The organism is Paraburkholderia sp. RAU2J, from assembly GCF_003634845.1.
Taxonomy (GTDB): domain Bacteria; phylum Pseudomonadota; class Gammaproteobacteria; order Burkholderiales; family Burkholderiaceae; genus Paraburkholderia; species Paraburkholderia fynbosensis.
This window is the reverse complement of record NZ_RBXG01000004.1, coordinates 346,196-364,413: the sequence shown is the minus strand read 5'-3', so window position 1 is coordinate 364,413 and position 18,218 is coordinate 346,196. Positions and strand designations below refer to the sequence as shown.

General features: G+C 59.7%; 22 protein-coding genes. 12 read left to right on the top strand and 10 right to left on the bottom strand.

The window, feature by feature from the left end; genetic code table 11:
• Positions 1 to 109: 109 nt before the first annotated feature.
• The 6 genes from B0G69_RS39525 (at position 110) to B0G69_RS39500 (ending at position 4,182) form a co-directional block, all read left to right on the top strand.
• On the top strand, positions 110 to 469 hold the full coding sequence (locus B0G69_RS39525; protein WP_121325440.1) for a hypothetical protein: 360 nt from the start codon (positions 110 to 112) through the stop codon (positions 467 to 469).
• Positions 470 to 594: 125 nt separating this feature from the next.
• The gene (locus B0G69_RS39520) at positions 595 to 1,023 is read left to right on the top strand and encodes a hypothetical protein (RefSeq protein ID WP_121325439.1); all 429 of its coding nucleotides are present in this window, start codon (positions 595 to 597) and stop codon (positions 1,021 to 1,023) included.
• 9 nt (positions 1,024 to 1,032) lie between these two features.
• Entirely contained in the window at positions 1,033 to 1,878 is an 846-nt protein-coding gene (locus B0G69_RS39515) for a hypothetical protein (RefSeq protein WP_121325438.1), read from the top strand.
• An 11-nt stretch (positions 1,879 to 1,889) separates the two neighbouring features.
• The gene (locus B0G69_RS39510; protein ID WP_121325437.1) at positions 1,890 to 2,471 is read left to right on the top strand and encodes a single-stranded DNA-binding protein; all 582 of its coding nucleotides are present in this window, start codon (positions 1,890 to 1,892) and stop codon (positions 2,469 to 2,471) included.
• 240 nt (positions 2,472 to 2,711) lie between these two features.
• Complete coding sequence (locus B0G69_RS39505) at positions 2,712 to 3,851, top strand: primase-helicase zinc-binding domain-containing protein (RefSeq protein WP_121325436.1); 1,140 nt, start codon at positions 2,712 to 2,714, stop codon at positions 3,849 to 3,851.
• 106 nt (positions 3,852 to 3,957) lie between these two features.
• Positions 3,958 to 4,182, top strand: a complete 225-nt coding sequence (locus B0G69_RS39500; RefSeq protein WP_121325435.1) for a hypothetical protein — start codon at positions 3,958 to 3,960, stop codon at positions 4,180 to 4,182.
• A 62-nt stretch (positions 4,183 to 4,244) separates the two neighbouring features.
• On the opposite strand, the gene B0G69_RS39495 is transcribed toward B0G69_RS39500, so the two are convergent.
• The 5 genes from B0G69_RS39495 to B0G69_RS39480 all read right to left on the bottom strand — a co-directional run bounded on the left by B0G69_RS39495 (position 4,245) and on the right by B0G69_RS39480 (position 7,259).
• Positions 4,245 to 4,505, bottom strand: coding sequence for a hypothetical protein (locus tag B0G69_RS39495; RefSeq protein ID WP_121325434.1), 261 nt, complete (start codon positions 4,503 to 4,505; stop codon positions 4,245 to 4,247).
• Positions 4,506 to 4,655 (bottom strand): hypothetical protein, encoded by a 150-nt coding sequence (locus tag B0G69_RS41615; protein ID WP_199731512.1) that lies wholly within the window; start codon positions 4,653 to 4,655, stop codon positions 4,506 to 4,508.
• A 113-nt stretch (positions 4,656 to 4,768) separates the two neighbouring features.
• On the bottom strand, positions 4,769 to 5,815 hold the full coding sequence (locus B0G69_RS39490) for a hypothetical protein (protein ID WP_147440845.1): 1,047 nt from the start codon (positions 5,813 to 5,815) through the stop codon (positions 4,769 to 4,771).
• Between the two features lie 68 nt (positions 5,816 to 5,883).
• The gene (locus tag B0G69_RS39485) at positions 5,884 to 6,246 is read right to left on the bottom strand and encodes a hypothetical protein (RefSeq protein WP_121325432.1); all 363 of its coding nucleotides are present in this window, start codon (positions 6,244 to 6,246) and stop codon (positions 5,884 to 5,886) included.
• The gene (locus B0G69_RS39480) at positions 6,243 to 7,259 is read right to left on the bottom strand and encodes a PRTRC system protein D (protein ID WP_121325431.1); all 1,017 of its coding nucleotides are present in this window, start codon (positions 7,257 to 7,259) and stop codon (positions 6,243 to 6,245) included. The genes B0G69_RS39485 and B0G69_RS39480 overlap by 4 nt, the downstream gene beginning before the upstream one ends.
• A gap of 1,124 nt (positions 7,260 to 8,383) precedes the next feature.
• Between B0G69_RS39480 and B0G69_RS39475 the strand changes: the two genes are divergently transcribed.
• Positions 8,384 to 9,526 (top strand): integrase domain-containing protein, encoded by a 1,143-nt coding sequence (locus B0G69_RS39475; RefSeq protein ID WP_121325430.1) that lies wholly within the window; start codon positions 8,384 to 8,386, stop codon positions 9,524 to 9,526.
• Positions 9,527 to 9,782: 256 nt separating this feature from the next.
• A complete protein-coding gene (locus B0G69_RS39470; RefSeq protein ID WP_241991747.1) occupies positions 9,783 to 10,091 on the top strand; it encodes a hypothetical protein in 309 nt (102 codons plus the stop codon).
• Positions 10,092 to 10,150: 59 nt separating this feature from the next.
• Here the strand turns inward: B0G69_RS39470 and B0G69_RS39465 are convergent, their stop codons facing one another.
• The 5 genes from B0G69_RS39465 to B0G69_RS39445 form a co-directional block, all read right to left on the bottom strand.
• Complete coding sequence (locus tag B0G69_RS39465) at positions 10,151 to 10,822, bottom strand: Lar family restriction alleviation protein (RefSeq protein ID WP_121325428.1); 672 nt, start codon at positions 10,820 to 10,822, stop codon at positions 10,151 to 10,153.
• An 87-nt stretch (positions 10,823 to 10,909) separates the two neighbouring features.
• Positions 10,910 to 11,833, bottom strand: a complete 924-nt coding sequence (locus B0G69_RS39460; RefSeq protein WP_121325427.1) for a phage Gp37/Gp68 family protein — start codon at positions 11,831 to 11,833, stop codon at positions 10,910 to 10,912.
• Between the two features lie 12 nt (positions 11,834 to 11,845).
• Positions 11,846 to 12,298 (bottom strand): hypothetical protein, encoded by a 453-nt coding sequence (locus B0G69_RS39455; RefSeq protein ID WP_121325426.1) that lies wholly within the window; start codon positions 12,296 to 12,298, stop codon positions 11,846 to 11,848.
• Between the two features lie 159 nt (positions 12,299 to 12,457).
• The gene (locus B0G69_RS39450; RefSeq protein ID WP_121325425.1) at positions 12,458 to 13,675 is read right to left on the bottom strand and encodes a DUF1173 family protein; all 1,218 of its coding nucleotides are present in this window, start codon (positions 13,673 to 13,675) and stop codon (positions 12,458 to 12,460) included.
• 67 nt (positions 13,676 to 13,742) lie between these two features.
• Positions 13,743 to 14,048, bottom strand: a complete 306-nt coding sequence (locus tag B0G69_RS39445; protein ID WP_121325424.1) for a hypothetical protein — start codon at positions 14,046 to 14,048, stop codon at positions 13,743 to 13,745.
• A gap of 431 nt (positions 14,049 to 14,479) precedes the next feature.
• Between B0G69_RS39445 and B0G69_RS39440 the strand changes: the two genes are divergently transcribed.
• The 4 genes from B0G69_RS39440 (at position 14,480) to B0G69_RS39425 (ending at position 18,192) form a co-directional block, all read left to right on the top strand.
• Positions 14,480 to 14,701, top strand: a complete 222-nt coding sequence (locus B0G69_RS39440) for a hypothetical protein (protein WP_121325423.1) — start codon at positions 14,480 to 14,482, stop codon at positions 14,699 to 14,701.
• A 72-nt stretch (positions 14,702 to 14,773) separates the two neighbouring features.
• A complete protein-coding gene (locus tag B0G69_RS39435; protein ID WP_121325422.1) occupies positions 14,774 to 15,151 on the top strand; it encodes a hypothetical protein in 378 nt (125 codons plus the stop codon).
• Positions 15,151 to 16,218: an N-6 DNA methylase gene (locus B0G69_RS39430; protein ID WP_121325421.1), complete on the top strand. Its 1,068-nt coding sequence runs from the start codon at positions 15,151 to 15,153 to the stop codon at positions 16,216 to 16,218. The genes B0G69_RS39435 and B0G69_RS39430 overlap by 1 nt, the downstream gene beginning before the upstream one ends.
• Positions 16,219 to 16,503: 285 nt before the next feature.
• Positions 16,504 to 18,192, top strand: coding sequence for a PRTRC system ParB family protein (locus B0G69_RS39425; RefSeq protein WP_121325420.1), 1,689 nt, complete (start codon positions 16,504 to 16,506; stop codon positions 18,190 to 18,192).
• Positions 18,193 to 18,218 lie beyond the last annotated feature (26 nt).

Genomic DNA, 18,218 nt, shown 5'->3' with positions numbered 1-18,218 from the left:
CAGACGCGCACGAAAGCGCTTCGCGCCCGCGTTTCCTTGCTCATCGAGCATCGAAACTACCGGACAAGAGTCCGGACATTCCCTGTTGATAATTTTTCTGGAGAGAAAAATGCTGACCGTCATGTTCAAAGACGCTATCAAGTCGCCGGCCAAAGTACTGGCTCTCTGCTTCATCGCGTACTTCGCGACCATCTCGTTTGTCGTTTCCGGCTTTCTCGTTCTGCTGGCTATCCACTGGGTAGTCAAGGAAATGAAGAAGAAGGGCAAGGCCGTTCTTGCAGCAGAAGCAGATGCCGAAGCTGCTCGCATCGAGACTGAAAAGCTCGCTGCGCGTGCTGCTGCCGAAGCGAAAGCTGAGGTCGCCCCCGCTGCAACTGCAGCCGCCAACGACAGCAATGCGAAACCGGCACCGATGAAGCAATACGCCAAGTCGGCTGTCATTCTTCCGTTCAAAACCGGCACCCGCTGATCGGGTTGCCGCAACCACCTACCGTCACCTTGGGCGTTTGCCCAATGTGACGGCACCTTAACCCTGTCGGGAATTCCATTCCCGGACACGGGCCATGGGATTTCCGGCACCACCGGAGCAATCCCATGGAAACGCATGTGGCGGCCTGGCAGCTGGACATGTTCGGCGAATCATCGCCGGTTATCGTTACACCGCCCAAGCCCGACCCGTTGCCCGATCCGCATTTGTGGAGCGAGTCGGTTCGCACGAAGATGGTCGACGCGTTGATCTCGCTTGCGAGCGACAGCCGTCGAGGTGACAACATGCCGGAGTCGCTGATGGACTGCGCGGATATGTTGTCCGAGCGCCTGCGCAACCGGAAGATCGACGTAGAGGACTACCGCGCGACCCTTGGCTGGATCATTGGCTACTGGGATGGCGCACTTCCATATGTGTACGTGTGCAAGGTCAACGGGGTCGACCCGGAGATACTGCAGGACGTGATACTGAGCACGCCGCTGCTCGCGCATGATCTACGCGAACTTCAACGTGTGTGCTTCGGCACGCTTCTGTAGGAGCGAACCATGCCGAACGCAGTGACACTTTTCGCCCGCGTCATTGCGGACGTCTTCACTGGTAAACCGCCAGCCCAGCCCTCTCAAACAGCCGCTGCGCCGAACACACAGCAGGAAGCTCCAGCAGCGCCCGCCGTAAAGCCTGCGCACGCTGAGGTGCCTTCGGTCACTAGCCACGTTGTCGGGCAGGGCGCGTCGAACGAGACCGTCATGACGATTGGCGATATCCCTCATCTGTTCGTTGATGAAGGCGATCACGTCGTCCAGTTCACTCCCGCATTCGACGACCACGCTGAAGAGACAGAGTTCGGACTGAAGATCGTGCCTGACCTCGAGCCTCACTGGTCCAGGGTAGCTATTCATCGTTGTCCGCTCAAGACAGCTATCGCTACCGCCATACGCCAGGGAGCCAACGCTGTCATGAGCGGTGCAGTGAAGGCGACGCCGGAGGTCTCCGACGACGGCCCCCCATCACTTCCCGAGACGGAAAAAGAACGCTTCGATGCCGACGATGTGAGTCCGGTGCGCCAGCGTCGTGAACAGTCGGTAGACGCCTCTACGGTGGTTGGTCGGATTGCTTCCTGGGGCGAAGAGCAGTTTCCCGACAGGAAGAAGCCCGGGCGATTCTACAAGTCGTTTGCCATTCATATCGACACCGCATCCGGCGAGCGGACACTGCAGGGCGAGGGCTTGAAGGAGGCCATAGCGGAATGCAGGTGTGTCGTCGGTGACGTTGTATCTATCAGGCGGCTACGCAAGGTCAAGGTCCCGGCCATCAGAGCGGATGGCTCGGCGATGCTCAAGGACGGCAAGCCGGTCATGTGGGACAAATGGCTCTGGTCAATTACTAAATAGAGGTAATTTAAATGGCATCTGTAAATAAGGTGATCCTCGTCGGCAACCTCGGCGCTGATCCCGAAGTGCGTTATCTCCCTAGCGGCGACGCGGTGGCTAACATTCGCCTAGCAACAACCGACCGCTACAAGGACAAGGCGTCGGGCGAAATGAAGGAAGCAACGGAATGGCATCGTGTTTCCTTCTTTGGTCGGCTTGCCGAGATCGTTTCGGAATATCTGAAAAAGGGTTCGTCGGTCTATATCGAAGGCCGTATCCGGACGCGCAAATGGCAGGCGCAGGATGGCACCGATCGTTACTCGACTGAGATCGTCGCTGAGCAGATGCAAATGCTCGGCGGTCGTCGCAGTGAAGACGATGGCGATGGTGGATTCGAGCAGCGAGCCAGCGGTCGCGCTCAACGCCCGGCGCCAGCGTCCCGGTCAACTGGGTCCCGCGCGGCTGATGACGTTGGAACTCGTGCTCATCCTCCGCAACCTTCGCATGGTGGCGGTGGCGGTATGCGAGCACCAGCGGGCGGCGGATTCGATGAGATGGATGACGACATTCCCTTTGGCCCTGCTTACGCACGGGCCGCTTGGTCTGCAATCTGATCCCGGAAACACTCACCGATCTGTCAGCTTCACTCCCGTATCTCCTCACCATCGCAACGGCACACCTTCGGGTGTGTCGTGCGACGGATCTTCTGCTCGGCGGTTCTCGCGATTCTCTTGCCTCATAGCACGTCTGCTGAAAAAAGCCGCCCGCTCGTGCGCGGACCGCTTTTTTGAGCACGCGTTTTCACGCCTGTCTCAGGCACCGACCAAACCCACTCACTTCAAGGAGAGTGATTCATGACTGTACGAGCAAAAGAGCTGACGCCAGATCAATACGCGTGGCTTCAGCGCGCGCTGGCCGGCTTCTCGCGTTCCCCGGAGCAATGGATTTCGCTCCTGATGAGCTACGGGGTGCCTGCAGACCGTCTTACCGGCAACGCATGCGCGTGCCCTATGTGCGGAGGAACCGATCGCTTCACCTACGATAACAAGCGTGGGCGGGGAGATTGGGTTTGCCGTCAGTGCAACAACGGCAAGCCCGCGGCTGGTGACGGCCTGCAGCTGATCACACGTCTCAATCGGATAGGTCTGTATCGACTGATGTGCGAGCTGGATGGCGGCATCGTGCCACGGCCCACGCGTCGTGTTGATGCAGCCAACCCGCCGAAGCCCAAGCGCAAACCTGACGCGAAGTTCATTTCGAACAGGCTTACGTCGATGTGGGATGCAGCAAAACCCGTGTGCAACGACGACCTCGTGATGCGTTACCTGGCCGCCCGCGTTCCCGGGCTTAGCGTCGCACCGTCGAACGCCTTGCGGCTTGGGATGCTGGAGTATTGGCACGACAGGAAAGTCATCGGCAGCTGGCCGGGCATTCTCGCGCGTTTCGAGCTGCCGGATGGTCGACTCGGAACACTGCATCGCACCTATCTGGAGCGATCCACGCCCACAAAGGCACGGATCGTTTCGGGTGATGGTGAGATCCTGGACTCGAAGCTCAATGACCTGACGCTCAACCCGTTGGGAGGCGGCGCTGTGCGGCTGATGGAACCGGTGAATGGTGAGATCGGCGTCGCAGAAGGTCTCGAGTCGGCGTATGGCGCATACATGGAATCCGGCGTCCCGATGTGGTACTGCCTGAACATCGGGCTGCTGCGACAGTTTGTCGTCCCGGAAGGGCTGGGCATTCGGGTCGTGCACATCTTCGTTGACTTCGACGATATCAATCCGAAGACAGGGCAGTCCGTGGGCGTGGCAGGTGGCCTCGAACTGGCCACGCGCCTGCGGGCAGAAGGCTTCACGGTGTTCGTCCATCGTCCTCGCGTCCGGGGGACGGATTTTGCCGATCAGTGGTGCGCACGATCGGCGAATCGCGTGGCTCCCGCAGCTTCGACAAGTATGTATCACGCTCGATCTGAGCTGGTCGCCGCAGCTTAAGCGACTTCTTTTTTTTCGCGGCTACGGCCGCACTTCTTTAACTTGCCCGGTGGGGATACTCCCCACCGGGGGATGTCTCGTCGGGCCAAATTCTATGGAGTAGAAAATGGCTTCGTTCCAGGTTCTCGTAGGTGGCTTTGCAATCGTCGCAACCAACGGCGCGGAAGGTGGCCGGCAGCGCGTGGGAAAGTCTGAGGCAGTTGCGTTCGACGTGATTGACCGCACCGCTCAGGGCAACACCGCATATGCATGCCGCGACCAGTCCTTTGTTGATGCGTGGGACTTTTGCGCGCTTCGTCTTCTCGTTACTGCGGCTCCCCTGTCGCATTGATCGCGTAAATAAAAACGGCTCCCCGAATCTTGGGGAGCCGTTTTTTTTTGTCCGCGGCTCGGTCATTTCATGATGGCCAGGCAGACCGCGACGATGATCGCGAAGACCTTCCACATACGCCACAAACCGCTGGACCACAATACGCCCGCCGCGCCGGTGAGGAGCAGAACCACGCACAGATCGTTGTTGACGTGTTTGCTGGAGAGCAACGCACCGAACCACCAGAGCGAGAGCGAGGCCCCGAAGATGACTGCCCGCCGTGTGAAGAAGGGCAGCGCCATGAACTTGGTGTAGCACGCCGTAAGCCGTTCAGCTGCGTTCATTTACTTCTCCGTCTTGCTCGCAAATCGTTCGATAACCGGCAGGCTGTACCAGCCTGCGATGCCTGATGCCGCAAATGCGGCGAAAAAGAGCCACGTGCGCAGTTCGGACAGCGGCAAGCCATGACGCACGATTTCGATCAGTTCCAGCATATATCCACCTTGTTAGTTGACGCTCCGATGCACCGCGCCCCGCGCGGTGAACATCGGAGCCATGACCCATCTTCGCATCTGCGCGACGAAGTCAAGTCTCAGTAAGAGACGCGTTAGTGATTGCCAGTCTGGGACGCGGGAGCGGTGCGAGCGATAACAATGTCTTTGCCGGGTATGTTGAATGTGACGTTCGAGTTCAGGTCGCGGATTAGCCAGCGTGAGCCTAGCGAATTAAGAACCTGGGCGGGACCCACGAGGCCGGGTCCGTCGTTGCCTGCACTGCACGAGCTACCAATATTTTTTGCGCTCGATGTGACCATCCGGCAGAGCGCAGCGGGCATGGCGAGCATGACAGGTTCGGGCTCCGCGACACCGACTTCGCGGGCAATCATAGACGTCGGAGCGGTCTGGACGCCAAGAATGATAACCACCTCGAACAAGATAATTGCTGCGGTAATCAGATGTGCAATGCCTTCGCTCACACTGAACACCAGATGAATCGGGCTCAGGCAAGCCAGGATGAAAAGCGCCGCGATGAATCGTGGTTCGTTGCTCAGAGACTGGGTAGCGTTGCTCTGGAAGAGCCAGACGATCAGCAGGCTAAAACCGGCGGCGACCACTCCACCGAGAAGCGTCGCCCAGAACACACCCCTATGCTCAATCCCTTCAGATGTAATTGCCAGCGGCGATTCGACAAGAGCAACAATCGCCGGAATAGACAGCAGGGCAAAGAACGGTCCAATGAGCGAATGCTCATAACCCTTGTGCGTCGGCCAGTAAGCCCATGCAAGGAAAACGGCGAAGGTGCTAGCTTGGGCGAGCATTGAACGTCGAACCAATGCTTTTAGTGTCTTCCTGCGGGACTTGATCGGGAGTGAGTGAGGGTTGATAGCCAGGATGTAAATCCAGCCGGGAGCGGAAAAGATACACGCCACTCCCCATGTGAGGAGTGCGCCGGTGATTCCTGCCTGCGCAGCAACGATTGCACCCTGCGCAACCGTAATGTCTGGCGTGAAACCAATACTGAGGTAATACAGTACGAGGACCAGTATCCCGATCGGGGAGACGTATTTGCTCCAGCCGAGACTGCGGGCTATAAGCGGGCGAAGATTCTGGATGTGCATTGCGGCTGTAGTGCCCGGTTCGCCTGATTTCTTCAAGACTGCTCCTTTACTGTTTGAATTGAATTCGCGGCTCAGCGCCTGGTTGTGAGCCGGCGATTCTCGCTCTAGAAAAATGCCTGAAATGCGTCCGCGAGCTGCTCAGAGTCGTGCCCCGTTCCTGATGAGTCGCCTGTAACCGTCTGTACCAACTGGTCCGCTCCCCCACGCCCTTCAGTCGGTGGCCGTTCCACCGGCCGCTGCAGGCGCTCGCCGTCGGGCACAGGAACCAGATCTGGGGCAGCCACGCGTGACGCAGAGAGAATTTCGCCACGTAAGGTGGTCGACACCTCAGCCCGTAGTGCGGCCTCAGCGAGGCTGCGCAGTAATGCCGCCCGCTCCCGGAACGAGCTTGCCTGAGTCAGACGGGCATGCAGGAGAGGCGTCGTCACCGCGTCGATGACCAGCTTCATGTCGAACTTGCCGTTCATGCTTTCGCGGCTGCCCGCTCGCGGGCGAGGCTTGCCTCACCAACAATGAGGAAGCCCTTCGCGTTGGCAGTGCACGGTGCCTCGATGACCTCAAGGGTGACCCGCGGGAACGCTTTCCGAATGGCGGGCGCATATAATGCGGCGCCGCCACCTGACAGAACGATCGAACGCACGCTGGTAAGTGGGCCGACGTTGTTCTTGATATCTTCGACCACCCCGGCGATGACGGGCTGAGACTTTTCAAGATACTGATCGAGATTGATGTCGTGGCCGTAGAAGAAAAACGGTCTGTGCTCGCGCAATGCCTTGTCGATGAGCTCGATGTCTTCCACCTTTTCCTCCTGGTCCTTGCCGATGAGCTCGGCGATGCGTTGGCAGACTTGCGATGCGCCGCCAGGCATACCGTTGCTACGTTTGTCATCCATCGTGAAGCCGTTGGCGTAGACCCAGTCCGTCGTGAAATATCCAACGTCGATCACCAGGTGCGCGCTGTCGCGGCCGAACTCGCTCTGGCGGTTGGCCGATGCCGCGACCAGAGAGCCCAGCGGCTGCGGAATCACGACAACCTTGTCGATCGTTACCCGACTGGGGCCGTAATCGAAGGTCCCAGTGAACCGGTCCCGCAACGCGCCCGAATATTTACTCATAGTGTGAACAGGCAAGCCGAGTAGCAGCCGCTCCACATGAGTCACGCCCGCGAAATGGATTGCACCAAAGAGCAGGGCCTCATAGTTATTGGAAGCGACGAAATCGTTCGAGAGTGTGCGGCCGGTCTTACCATATGCGGCCGTGAGGGCCACGTCGGGGCCAACCTCGTATTCAATATCGTCGATGACGATCGTCGCGACCTTGCGCGAGGTGAGCACGCTATCGCCATAGCCGGAAAGAGCCTGGCTCGCGGCGAGGGGAGCGAGCGAGGGAAACATGCCCGTCGCGATGGTGCCGCTTGCTGCGCGGTGAGCGTATTTTGTGTTGCCGTAGCCAACGTCGATTGCAAAGACGGAAGTTTTCAAGATGACTCCATGCGTTAAGTGGGCACGCACCAAAGTGTCAGAAAACTGATAGATAAGTATCAGTTTGAATTGCTTCGGTCGCGTGATGCCGACGAACTATCAGATATCTGACAGACAAGTGTCAGTTCATGTCGCGTCGGCTTTATCGGAGCAAACTGGCACTTTTCTGTCAGTTCTACCTAAGGTCAGTCTAGCGACCGGCCATCAAAGTCAAGTCAACGAAAGCCGACCGGTTCTGACTATCTTTCTATCCGGGGCGCTTGCGTGCGTGGCCTTATCCTTGGCATACCTGCCGCGTCTCTGACGCATCGAATGCGAGTGCATGGCACTCGCACGTCTGTATCCCATGCCCGCAACGGGCCAGAAGTACCCAACTGACCGGGCCGCACAGTGATGCGGCCTTTTTCTGAAGCGAATCAAGTCCATAGTGGTCCACGTTGAGGACCCCCGGACACTGCGATATCCATACGATTGGCGGCGGTTTGCCGCGTTGTGACGCGTTGAGGACATGTGGAGAGGCCGGACACCGGACACTTTCTACATCTCGGCGGCGTCTGAACACGCCCTTACAGCTACGGCTGGGTGCGCTCACGAAGCCCGATACACCGCGGCGGAGATGAGTGACTTGGGGGCGGGGGAAGCCTTGCGGACCGGCAAAGACCGGATCACCGCGATTCCCTGACGGAAGAAGACACGGCGTACCGCGGCCGTAAAAGAACGCGTAACGGGTTTTGCCCGGCAAGAGCACAAAGTTGAACAAACGGTTGTGCTGGCAAGGGTAGCCACGAAGCTGCACACCGCGGAGAGATCCGCAAAGCGCAAACCGCCGCGAGGCGATGCGCGATAGGTCGGAGGTGGATTGCGCGAAGCGCGATTCACGCTGGCAGGCAGCAGGTTGGACGGTCGGAAAGCATGTCTTCCCATGCTTCTGGCCGATCGGATGGAATCGCTAAAGGATCGGAACGCAGGACCCACGCGACGGGGATACGGCGCAGCCGCCACAGAGGCGGGCAAAGAAGGGCGGACCCGGGTGGTCGGGTGAAAGCATCAGGTAGGGATGCTGCGACCATCGGGCCGGATAATGACACGAAGAGGCAGCGCGGCAGCGTTGCAGAGGATCTCGGATGGCGGCAATTCTCAACGTAAGGGCAATCGTCAACAGCTATGGTTTTAGTCCCGAACTCCGGGATTCGCTGCTCAAGCTGTTTGACGGGAACGTGGCACGCGTTCATAGCACGACGCGGATCAGCGGCCGCGCGTTGTCGATCAAAACGCAGGAATATCGCGCGGCCAAACTGTGCAAGGCTTTCAGGGAGCTACTGGACGGCGGCTTCTTCCTGCGGACGCCTTGGTCTCTTAAACACAAGCATGTAGCGTTTCTGGTCAGTTCGTGGGTCGCGGCCGGGCAGACTGGCGGCACGATCGAAAACAAGCTGACGTATCTTCGCGCGCTCGCGCAATGGATGGGCAAGACCAATCTGATCGGCTCGCTTGACGACTATGCAGATCGCGAGGCTCTCGGTCTCAGGCGAAGTTACGTGGCGACAGAGGATAAGTCGTGGGTAGCACACGGCGTCGATGCTGTGGCGAAGATCGAAGAGATCGCGCAAACGTGCCCGCATACGGCTGTCCAACTCAAGTTGCAGGCCGCATTCGGCTTGCGGATCGAAGAGAGTTTCATGCTTCGACCAGCTGAAGCCGCACGCAATCCACGGTTGCTTGCTGTGACGCGCGGCACGAAGGGTGGGCGCCCGCGCGAGGTGCCAATAGAGACGAAAATCGGAATACTGGAAGAGGCCGCGATGCTCAGCAACGGGCTGACGGGGTCGACAGTGCCGGCCGACCGGACCCTAAGCCAATGGCGTGACTGGTATTACTACGTTCTCGAGAAACATGGCATCACCAAGCGTGGGATGGGTATTACGAGTCACGGCCTGCGGCATGAGTATCTGCAGACGCTCTATAAAGAGACCACTGGCGTGCCGGCGCCTATCAAGCGGGCGGATGCGAGGCCAGACCCGCAACTGCATGAAGAGGCGATGCGTAGGGTTGTCGAAGCGGCAGGTCACTCCCGGCTGAACAAGTCAGGCGCATACCTGTCCACATTCGCGATGCAGGAGCGGATGCAGAGGACACTTCCGACTGTTGACCAGGCGCAAAGCGCGCTAGCCGATGCGGGCGGGAACAAGAGCCACGCAGCAAACGCGTTGGGTATTTCGCGGCAAGCGCTGTACAGGATTTTAGGAGCCGCTGACAACCGGCGATAGAGCGAACTGCTTTGCGGAAATGACGCGCGATTTTGTACCTCATACGCCCCATTGGGGTGGTTAGCGCCGCGGCACAATGAGTCATCTCTCAGGTTCTGGCATCGGCCCTCGGAAATGTGCCGGAACTTTTTAGCAAGCCGACTTCTTGGAGTCGGCTTTTTTTTATCTGTTGCAAACCATTGCGACAGCCTGACAGCGACCAATGCTCTCCTATACTGGACAACGGCCGTTCCCAATTTTGGCCGCAAGGAGCGAGATGATGATTCTCTGGGACACAGGTGCGGTTCAGGAGGTGCAGATGGCGAAACTCCAGTTCGAGGACGGGCACATGCGGTACTTCAATACGTCCGATCAGATCGTGGGGTATCTCAAGGCTCGTCCCGATCAGAAGTTCCGCCTCGACGCCGTTACGACCGGCGCTACTGTTTACGTGCGTGGCGACCCGAATAGAACGCTGTACTCGGGCGAGGCGGGTGACGTATTTTGTGGAGACGAAGTCTGGTATGACTCGGGCGAGCAGCAGGTGAAGACGTTAAACCTCAGCAGCCGGCTGTGGGGTGGCTAACCGGGCGCGCAAGACGGGGGGCGCAATTCGGGTGCTCCCTGCTTGGAGGTTTAACGAGGTTACCAACGATCACGATCCGGCATGCCGTCGATCGCCAAAGCAATCCTGTCTTCGAACATGAGATCGGAGTGCTCGCGCGGCGTCGGGATCATGGGGAACTGGACGTTTCGATCCCCGTCGATATCAACCCACTTCGCGAGCTGCACCAGCTTGCGGTATCGGGCGGCATCGCGCAGCACCGGTTCGATCGGCCAGCTGTCGATTGTCGATACGGAAGCGTCAACGAGTCGTTGCGCGAGCATCGCGAACAGCGGGCCACGCGTCTCCCAGTCGTCGTCGTTACGCGCGAGCATATCGATCACCATTTGCACGTCGCATGCCCCGATCTCTTTCTCGATGAGGTCTCGCAGATCGCCTTCGGTGATTTCGGGTCGGGTCAAACGGCGGTTCCAGACCGGCGCAGCCAGCTTCAACGCTTCGCGCTCATCGTGGGCATAGGGAAACCAGGGTGTAGACATGCCGCAGTCGGCGCAATAGATGCACGCAAGCCGCTCGGTCTGTGGAGCAAATGGCGGGCGGCGCATGGTATCGCCCACTACGGGAGGGCCGGCGTGGCGTCCAAACTGGCCGTAATCGAAACCGGATTGCCCGATTTCAGCAACGACGCGTTGTGACTGGCCGACGGTGCCGCGCCCACCGCAGTGGTCGCAGGGATAGAGCTGTTCGTACATTTGGGGTTCGCGCGCGGTGTTTGGTTCGAATTATCGTTGGACACCGGGCGCTGGAGAAGCCGAATTTACATTTAGAAAGCAACTTGCTCAGTGCTCGCCCGCCATTTCGGGAAAATCGTCGTGCAAACGGCCGTCAAGATGGCGCCCCGCAGCCTTCTTGCCGATTTTGTCCATCGTCTGACGAAAGGCGTTCGGACCCAGCGGATTCCACCCATCGTTGTAGTCAAAAAATCCGCTGGCGATCTTTTGCCGGTCCCGGTCAATCAGATCGTTGCCCGCGCAGCTATTTCCCGGTGCCCATTCGCCCCATTGTTTGAAGTGAAACCTAACCCCGGCGTCGCGGCACTGGTCGCGCACCGATCGCGCCCAGGACGGATGCATTGGGCGCGCTCCCCGTCCACTTTCCCCGCCAACGAATACACCGTCGATCATTGGCGGCGCCTGGAGCTCGGTCGGACCGCCCCATGGACCAATCCAGTCGTACAGGCTGACAGGACCAAGCAACGGTTCCATCGAAAGAAAGCGGACGCTGGCAGGTGCGGCGACCAGTCGGGGAATGTCCCGGTCAGCCTCCGCCTGATTGACGATTGTTGCTCCCAGCCAGACATTCGCGGGCGTGCCCTCCGGAAACATGGCTGCCAGCATCGGCCCGGCGTTGCCGATACGTTTGGTGAGCAGTAGCCACACCAGATTCGGCGTGCATCGGATGAGTTCCGCGAAGCGCTCTCTTTGCCCCTCGGGAGCAGCGTTATCAACCGGGTCACAGACGCTCGGGAAAACCTTCCGGTGACGGCCGGTCTTCGCGGCGTCGGCGTCCCAGCGCAGAGGCTTTTTCCAGTGCTCTTCGCTGTAGGTCCGCCGCGGTGCGCCGGGCCCCCAGTTGCTGCCGCTACGCAGCCATCGGTTCATCGACTCCGCATAGCAATGATCGCAGCCCGGGCCGACCTTCTGGCAGCCCTCCCACGGACTCCAGCTGCTGTCCGTCCATTCAATGGCAGTGTTTGCTCCCATGTCCCGTCACCTTCAGGCCGGTTCGAATTCGAGACGTGACACCGCGAGCGTGCCGCAGCGCCGGGCGCGAGCTTCGATGCCGTCAAGCCATGTCAGATGCGTCTCGTCGTTCGCATGGTCGTGGAGCGAAGGGGCAATTACATGGTCTAGCGCGCCCGCGGTGACGTTGATTCTCGCGAGCGTCCGTTCATCTGGAACGGCCCAGCAATACCAGCGCTGCACGAAATACCACCATGTCTTCGCGCGGGCCAGTTCTTCCCATGTGGCCGTGAAGTCGAGCACCGAGCCCACAGCGCTGAAAAAAACACAACGCACGCCGTCGGTCGTGAGCGATGCAGCAACGATCTGCCGGCCGCCTGACAGCGACTGCGGGTCATGGCAAGCGCAGCCGAGCGCAGGGTAGCGGCCAGACCAGTCTGACGACCGCGAGATCGCGCGCTGGAGAAAGAAGGTTTTGCCTTGCATGAGAGGTCCTCGGGTGGTGGCCCGTCATATGCGGGCATGCATTCATGCTGCCGCATTACCGACATAGTCAAGCCGCGCCGAAGTGCGTGGCACTGAGGGTCCGGAAACGCACCGGAGTTTCTGCGTAGATGGATGCGCCGCCCACAAGCCGAATTTTCGTCACGGGTTCTTTGGATGAGGCAGTCGGACTGTTGCCAGGGCGTTTTTATCGACGTCCCATTCGACGGCAGGAATATGGCGTGCGGATCGCAGCGCGCGTTTCTGCTGCTTGCGCGCTTCGTACGATGGGACACCGTTCATTCCATACACTTCGATGTGCGTCTCAATGTCCGTGTCGCGCAGTATGAAGTCGGGCAGCATGTCGTCGCCCTCAGCGATGCGAACGGGCTTTACGAAGTCACGTAGTTCTGCGACAAGCCTGTTCGCCATAGCGACTTCGTGTATCGAATCACATGGCAGAAATGCGTGTGAGCAGAGCATTGCAGCGAGATCCACGATCTTCACATGCCCCTTCGGTGTGCGCTCAACGAGCAGAAGCGCGACGACGCGCGAGCTGCGATCGCCAAGCGCGCGCCATGCGTGCGAATAGGTGCGCGCGGCGTGATCGATGAGGGTTGTGCTGGCGTAATACTTACGTGCACTCTGCCTGAGGCTGAGCGCGTGGCCGTACTGCGTGGGCGACACTTCGTTGATTTCGCCGATAACCAGTCCTCGCGTCGTTGTGCGCTGTTCGACGCTCAGGCGGGCAATGAACGCATCGAATTCCGCGTTGATCGCGGCGCGATCGGCTTCATCGAATCGACGCATGATGTGCAGGACATCCTGCGCGTCGGTGCCATTAATCAGCGCTGTACCGACCTCGGCGAGGAGCTGGCCGTTGCAATGCCCCCAGTGCCGGGACGTGCTCTTGCCACTCCACTGGTTAAGCCCGGCTTCGACCCAAAGCGTCTGCAGGAATGCGAGCAGGCTTGCCGAGCGGCGGCTCGCGCGGTTCGACGGTTTTGCCGGCGAGCCGCGTGACCCCGCGGTCGTTTCACGCAGGGTGAGTGAAGCGTCAAGTTTAACGTTCAGGCCGGTCGGCGTCGCGAATATTGCGGCTTTCGTGTCCCCTCCGCCGGGTGGCTTTGAAGCGTTTGGATCCTTAAAAAACGCACAATCGCGGTCGTGACGGTGGCCGTCATCAGGCCATCCGGCAAGATGGAAGAGCGAGCCGTAACGTCGTATGACAAGCTGCAACGGCGTCGACCGGATTTGGCAGAAGCAGAAAGCGTAACCGGGTGTGACCTTTGCGCGCTCGAGCCGCTTCACGTAGCGCGCCGGATTTTCCTGTACGTCACTGAGCGCGAACTCACCGCCATCGAAAGATACGTGGGACATGGTTTCCTCTGCACCATAGAAAAGGGCCGCGTGCAGCGGCCGTGGAAAGGGCTGGACAGATCACGGATCACGCCTGCCCGTCGCGACCGTTAGAAGGGCAAAACTCCCGTCCGGTTTCCTTGTCGACCAGGAACCACTCGCCGGAGTGCAGCCGTACGACGTTGCACTGCGGATAGCGCGCCGTCATCGTCGCCAACTCCCGCTTCTCACGGCTCTTCCTGATCGTTGATATGAGCCTGCCGATCTGGTGGGCGGTCCACAGCACATACAACGCCGCCGCGATGATTGCGGCCGGCGCCCACGATGGCCAGTGGAATTTTGAAGTCACGAAACTGGCGAGATGCCAGACGGCGTAGCCAATCATCACGATCATGGCAAAGATCGGGGCGGGGTTTGGAAGCATTGTTAGCTGGAGATGTGGTTGACGCGAAAGCTACATGGTTTTGTCGAGCATTCCGCCTTAGGAGGCTGATCCGGCTAAGCCAATTTCCGATGTGACCTGCGAGCGGACCACATAGACGAAGGAAAGACGGGTCGTGCGGTTCGGCGAACATGCAGTGGGGTAATCCACAGGGTTATCATGGATAAGTTTGCCTGCGGTTCACCGGCATCCTGCCGATGAAAGCCACATCAAATGCGCAGTCATTTCGCGGGTAGGCCTTCCAGTGCGGGCGCTACCATCTGATTATCTTCCGCGTCTTTGACGCATCGACCACCCGCCTGCGACGAGCAGGCGTTCTTCATTCACCCCGACGGGCTTCACACCCGTTGCGGGCGTGCTCCCGTCAAATCGTTGGAGCCCGCATGAATCGTCAACGCATCTTCTCTTTCGGCCTGATGGTCTGGCAGACGCACGGCCTTTCTCACGAGGAACTGCTGCGAATCGTCAAGGCGAAGAAACGCTATTCGCCACATTTCCGCGCGGCAGCGCTACGGCATCTCGTCATGGCCGCTCCGCTGTCGGTGACCGCTGGCCGTCCTTTCGCAGAGCGGCGCCGGCGCGTTCGTGCCCACTACCGCATCTAGCCAGCAACATTTCATTCACCCAACGGGGCCGCCCCGTTGGGGATGCGCTCCGGATCATCTACGGAATCCGGCATGTTCAATCACTTTATTCAGACCTTCATTGACGCGCAGACGGCGGCATGGCGTCACTACAGCGCGATCGCAGCGACTGAAAAGCGCCTGTTTGGCGAGGGCCCCGACCCCGCCGTGCGCGTGCCGACTACCGCACAGGTGGTCGACGAGCTACGACGTACGTACGAGACGCTTGCCACGCGCATTATCTGGAAAGCGCGCGAGCAATTTGCCTGCGAGGGGAAGCGACCATTAGTTCATCGCGCCGCGATTCTCAAGGCGGCCGACTTCGATGTCGAGCGCTCGCTCGCGCTGGGCGAGGCCCCTGACTTCGACCTCCTGTGGACGGTGCTCGAATCGCAGTTGGGCAATATCGGTGCCCCGGCAGGGGAACGCTAATGGGACGCCAGCAGAGGAAGGAGCGTGCCGCGAGCAGTGGCGATCCGCACAAGGCTGCGATTATCAAGCTGATGCGCGAGTTCACGCATTCGCACGACCCGTACACGGTGTTCGCGGATTTCGTTGAAGTAAGCGCGATCGCCATTAGCAGCAAGGTCGACCAGTCGCAGTTCGAAGCACGCGAGAAGCGTTACCTCGAAATCGTCGGCAAATACAAACGGGAGGAAGTTAACCGGTTTGCCGCGATGTTTGCGGAACTGCAGATGTGCTATCGCACGCGCATCGATGCGATCGGCGATCCGGGCTCCGGTCATGAGCCTGCCAGTGGGCTTGGTGACGTGCTCGGCGAGATTTTCATGGCGCTGGAACTCGGGAACGCTCGCGCAGGTCAGTTTTTTACGCCCTACAGCGTGTCGCTGCTGATGGCCATGATGACTGTGGGCGATGGCACCTCGATTCGCGAGCAGGGCTTCGTTACCTTGCAGGAGCCAGCCTGCGGATCGGCTGGCATGGTGGTGGCAACGGCACAGGCGATGCATCAGGCGGGCCTGAATTATCCCGAGACCCTCCATGCGACCTGTGTCGACATTGACCCGCGGTGCGTGCACATGGCGTATGTGCAGCTGTCGCTGATGGGCATTCCCGCCGTGGTAGTGCACGGTAATGCGCTGTCGCTCGAGGTCTGGTCGGTGTGGTACACGCCAGCCCACGTTCTCGTAGGCTGGAACAGGAAGCTCAGGCGCAGCAGGCCGCAGTTGCCAGTTGAGCCTGAAGTGTCCCCCGCAGATGAGGCGGGGATGTCGCAATCCAGTCTCGAGTCACCTGAGGCAGCGACGACCCATGACGTCGAAACAGACTCAGGCACTTGCCGGCTGCACGCTGGCGATACCGCTGTTTGTGAAGAATCCGATATCGCCGTCGCGGTAGAGGATCGAAGCGACGGTTGCGCGCCGCTGACCGTGGCGTCGTCGCTTGCGGACCTCTTTGAGCAGGTGACAAAGGAGCCAGGGGCAAAGCGCACTGAGCCCACGATCTTCGATCGTATCGGCCAGATGACGTTGTTTTGATGGATCACTCTTCTTTCACGCCGATCCGGGTGGCAGCACCCGGTGAAAGCGACGTATGTAGAAAGCCCGGTCTTGCGACCGGGTTTTTTTTCGTCCGCTGAAGGCAAAAGGCAATACGATTTCTGCACCTTTTCACTGCGGCGACGCGCGTCACTGGCGGTATCGTTCAAATACTTACCGCGTCTCTGACGCATCGACCTTGCCGGCTCTATCCGGCTTTTCATCTTTGACCCCATCGGGAACCACTCCCGAACGGGGGCAGGTTCCCTCTCTGGAGAACCTGCAATGCAAGAACAACTTACTGCTCCCCTCAAGCGCATCAGAATCGGTCGGAACCCTCGCACGTATTTCGATCCGAAGGCGCTCGCGGAACTGACCGAGTCGATCCGTCAGCACGGCGTGGACACACCGATCATCGTGCGTCCGATCGTCGACGGCGACTTTGACTACGAGGTGATCGCCGGCGGCCGACGTTACCGCGGCGCCATGGAAGCCCACGGTGAAGACTTTGCGATGCCCATCGTTGTAAAGGACGTCGACGAAGTCGAAGCGCGGCGTATTGCGCTCACTGAAAACATCCAGCGCGATAACCTTTCTCCCGCCGAAGAAGCTCGCGACGCTGCCGAGTTGCTCGGTCTGCAGGGCGGCGATCGCGACGTGACTGCCAAGATCCTTGGCTGGTCGCGCGCGACGCTCGATAGCCGCCTTGCGCTGCTCAACTGTTCGACGGCTGTGCTCGATGCACTGAGCGAGCGGAAGATCAACATCGCCCACGCCGAGCTGCTGGCGGCGCTCTCGAAAGAGAATCAGGACAAGGTCCTGCCTGTCGTCGTCGCTGAAAAGCGGTCGGCCGCCGACGTGCGCAAGCTGGTCGAATCGGCGTCGTGCGCGTTGGCGTCGGCCATCTTCGACAAGGCCGACTGCGCGGGCTGCCCGCACAACTCGTCGACGCAAGCGCAGATGTTTGGCGAAGCGATCGGCACTGGCAACTGCACGAACCGTAGCTGCTTCAACGATAAAACCGAGAAGCAGCTTGAGGCCACGGCCACGGGTTTGCGCGATGAGTTCCAGACCGTGCGGATCGTACGGGCTGGCGACAACAACACGCGCGTGCAACTGGCGGTGGACGGCCCCAAAGGCGTCGGACTTGAACAGGCGAAGGCCTGTCATGCCTGCACGAACTACGGCGCGGCCGTCAGCGGCTTGCCGGATTCCGTTGGGAAGGTCTATCGCGGTCAATGCTTCGACACCGTCTGCAACATGAAGAAGGTGGCGGCTCGTATCCAGGCAGAGAAGGCCGCGGTGCAGCCGAAGCAGGCCGAAGGCGCGAAGTCGGCGCCGGCGGCGAAAAGCCCGAGCGGCACCGCGAGCAAGACTGCAGGCGCGCCGGCGTCGACGAACCCGTCGGTCACGGTGATTGCCGAGTCCGAGAAGGTCAAGGCATATCGCGTGAAGCTCTGGCGCAAGGCATTGCGTGTGGACATCGGCATGAACCACGATCTGGCTCGCCAGTATCTGATCGCAGTCGTCCTGAGCGGCAACGCGCGGCACATTGAAGACGGTGCGTTCCGCAAGTTCTTTGAGCGCATGGTCGGTGGCGACGTCGATTTGCCAATGGCGGATCTTCCGAAGTCGGTCAGCGCAGTTCAGGCGACCAGCGAGAAGATCCAGGCGGACCTGATGATCGCCATGCTGTTTGCGGCGATCGAGGGGCTGGAAGTCACGCGGCTCACGCAGTTGTGCAAGTCGCACAGGCTGGACCTGAATAAGCACTGGAAGCTCGACAAGGAGTTTCTGGAGCTGATCACGAAGTCCGAAATGCTGGTGCTGGCCGACGAGATCGGCATTCGCGCCGCGCTCGGAGACAACTTCAAGAAGGTTTTCGCGAAATCGAAACCCGAACTCATCGAGGCACTGCTCAAGGTCGAAGGTTTCGACTATGCGGGCAAGCTGCCGAAGGTGCTGAAGTTCTGAAAGCAGGGGACACGTTCTGTGTCCTT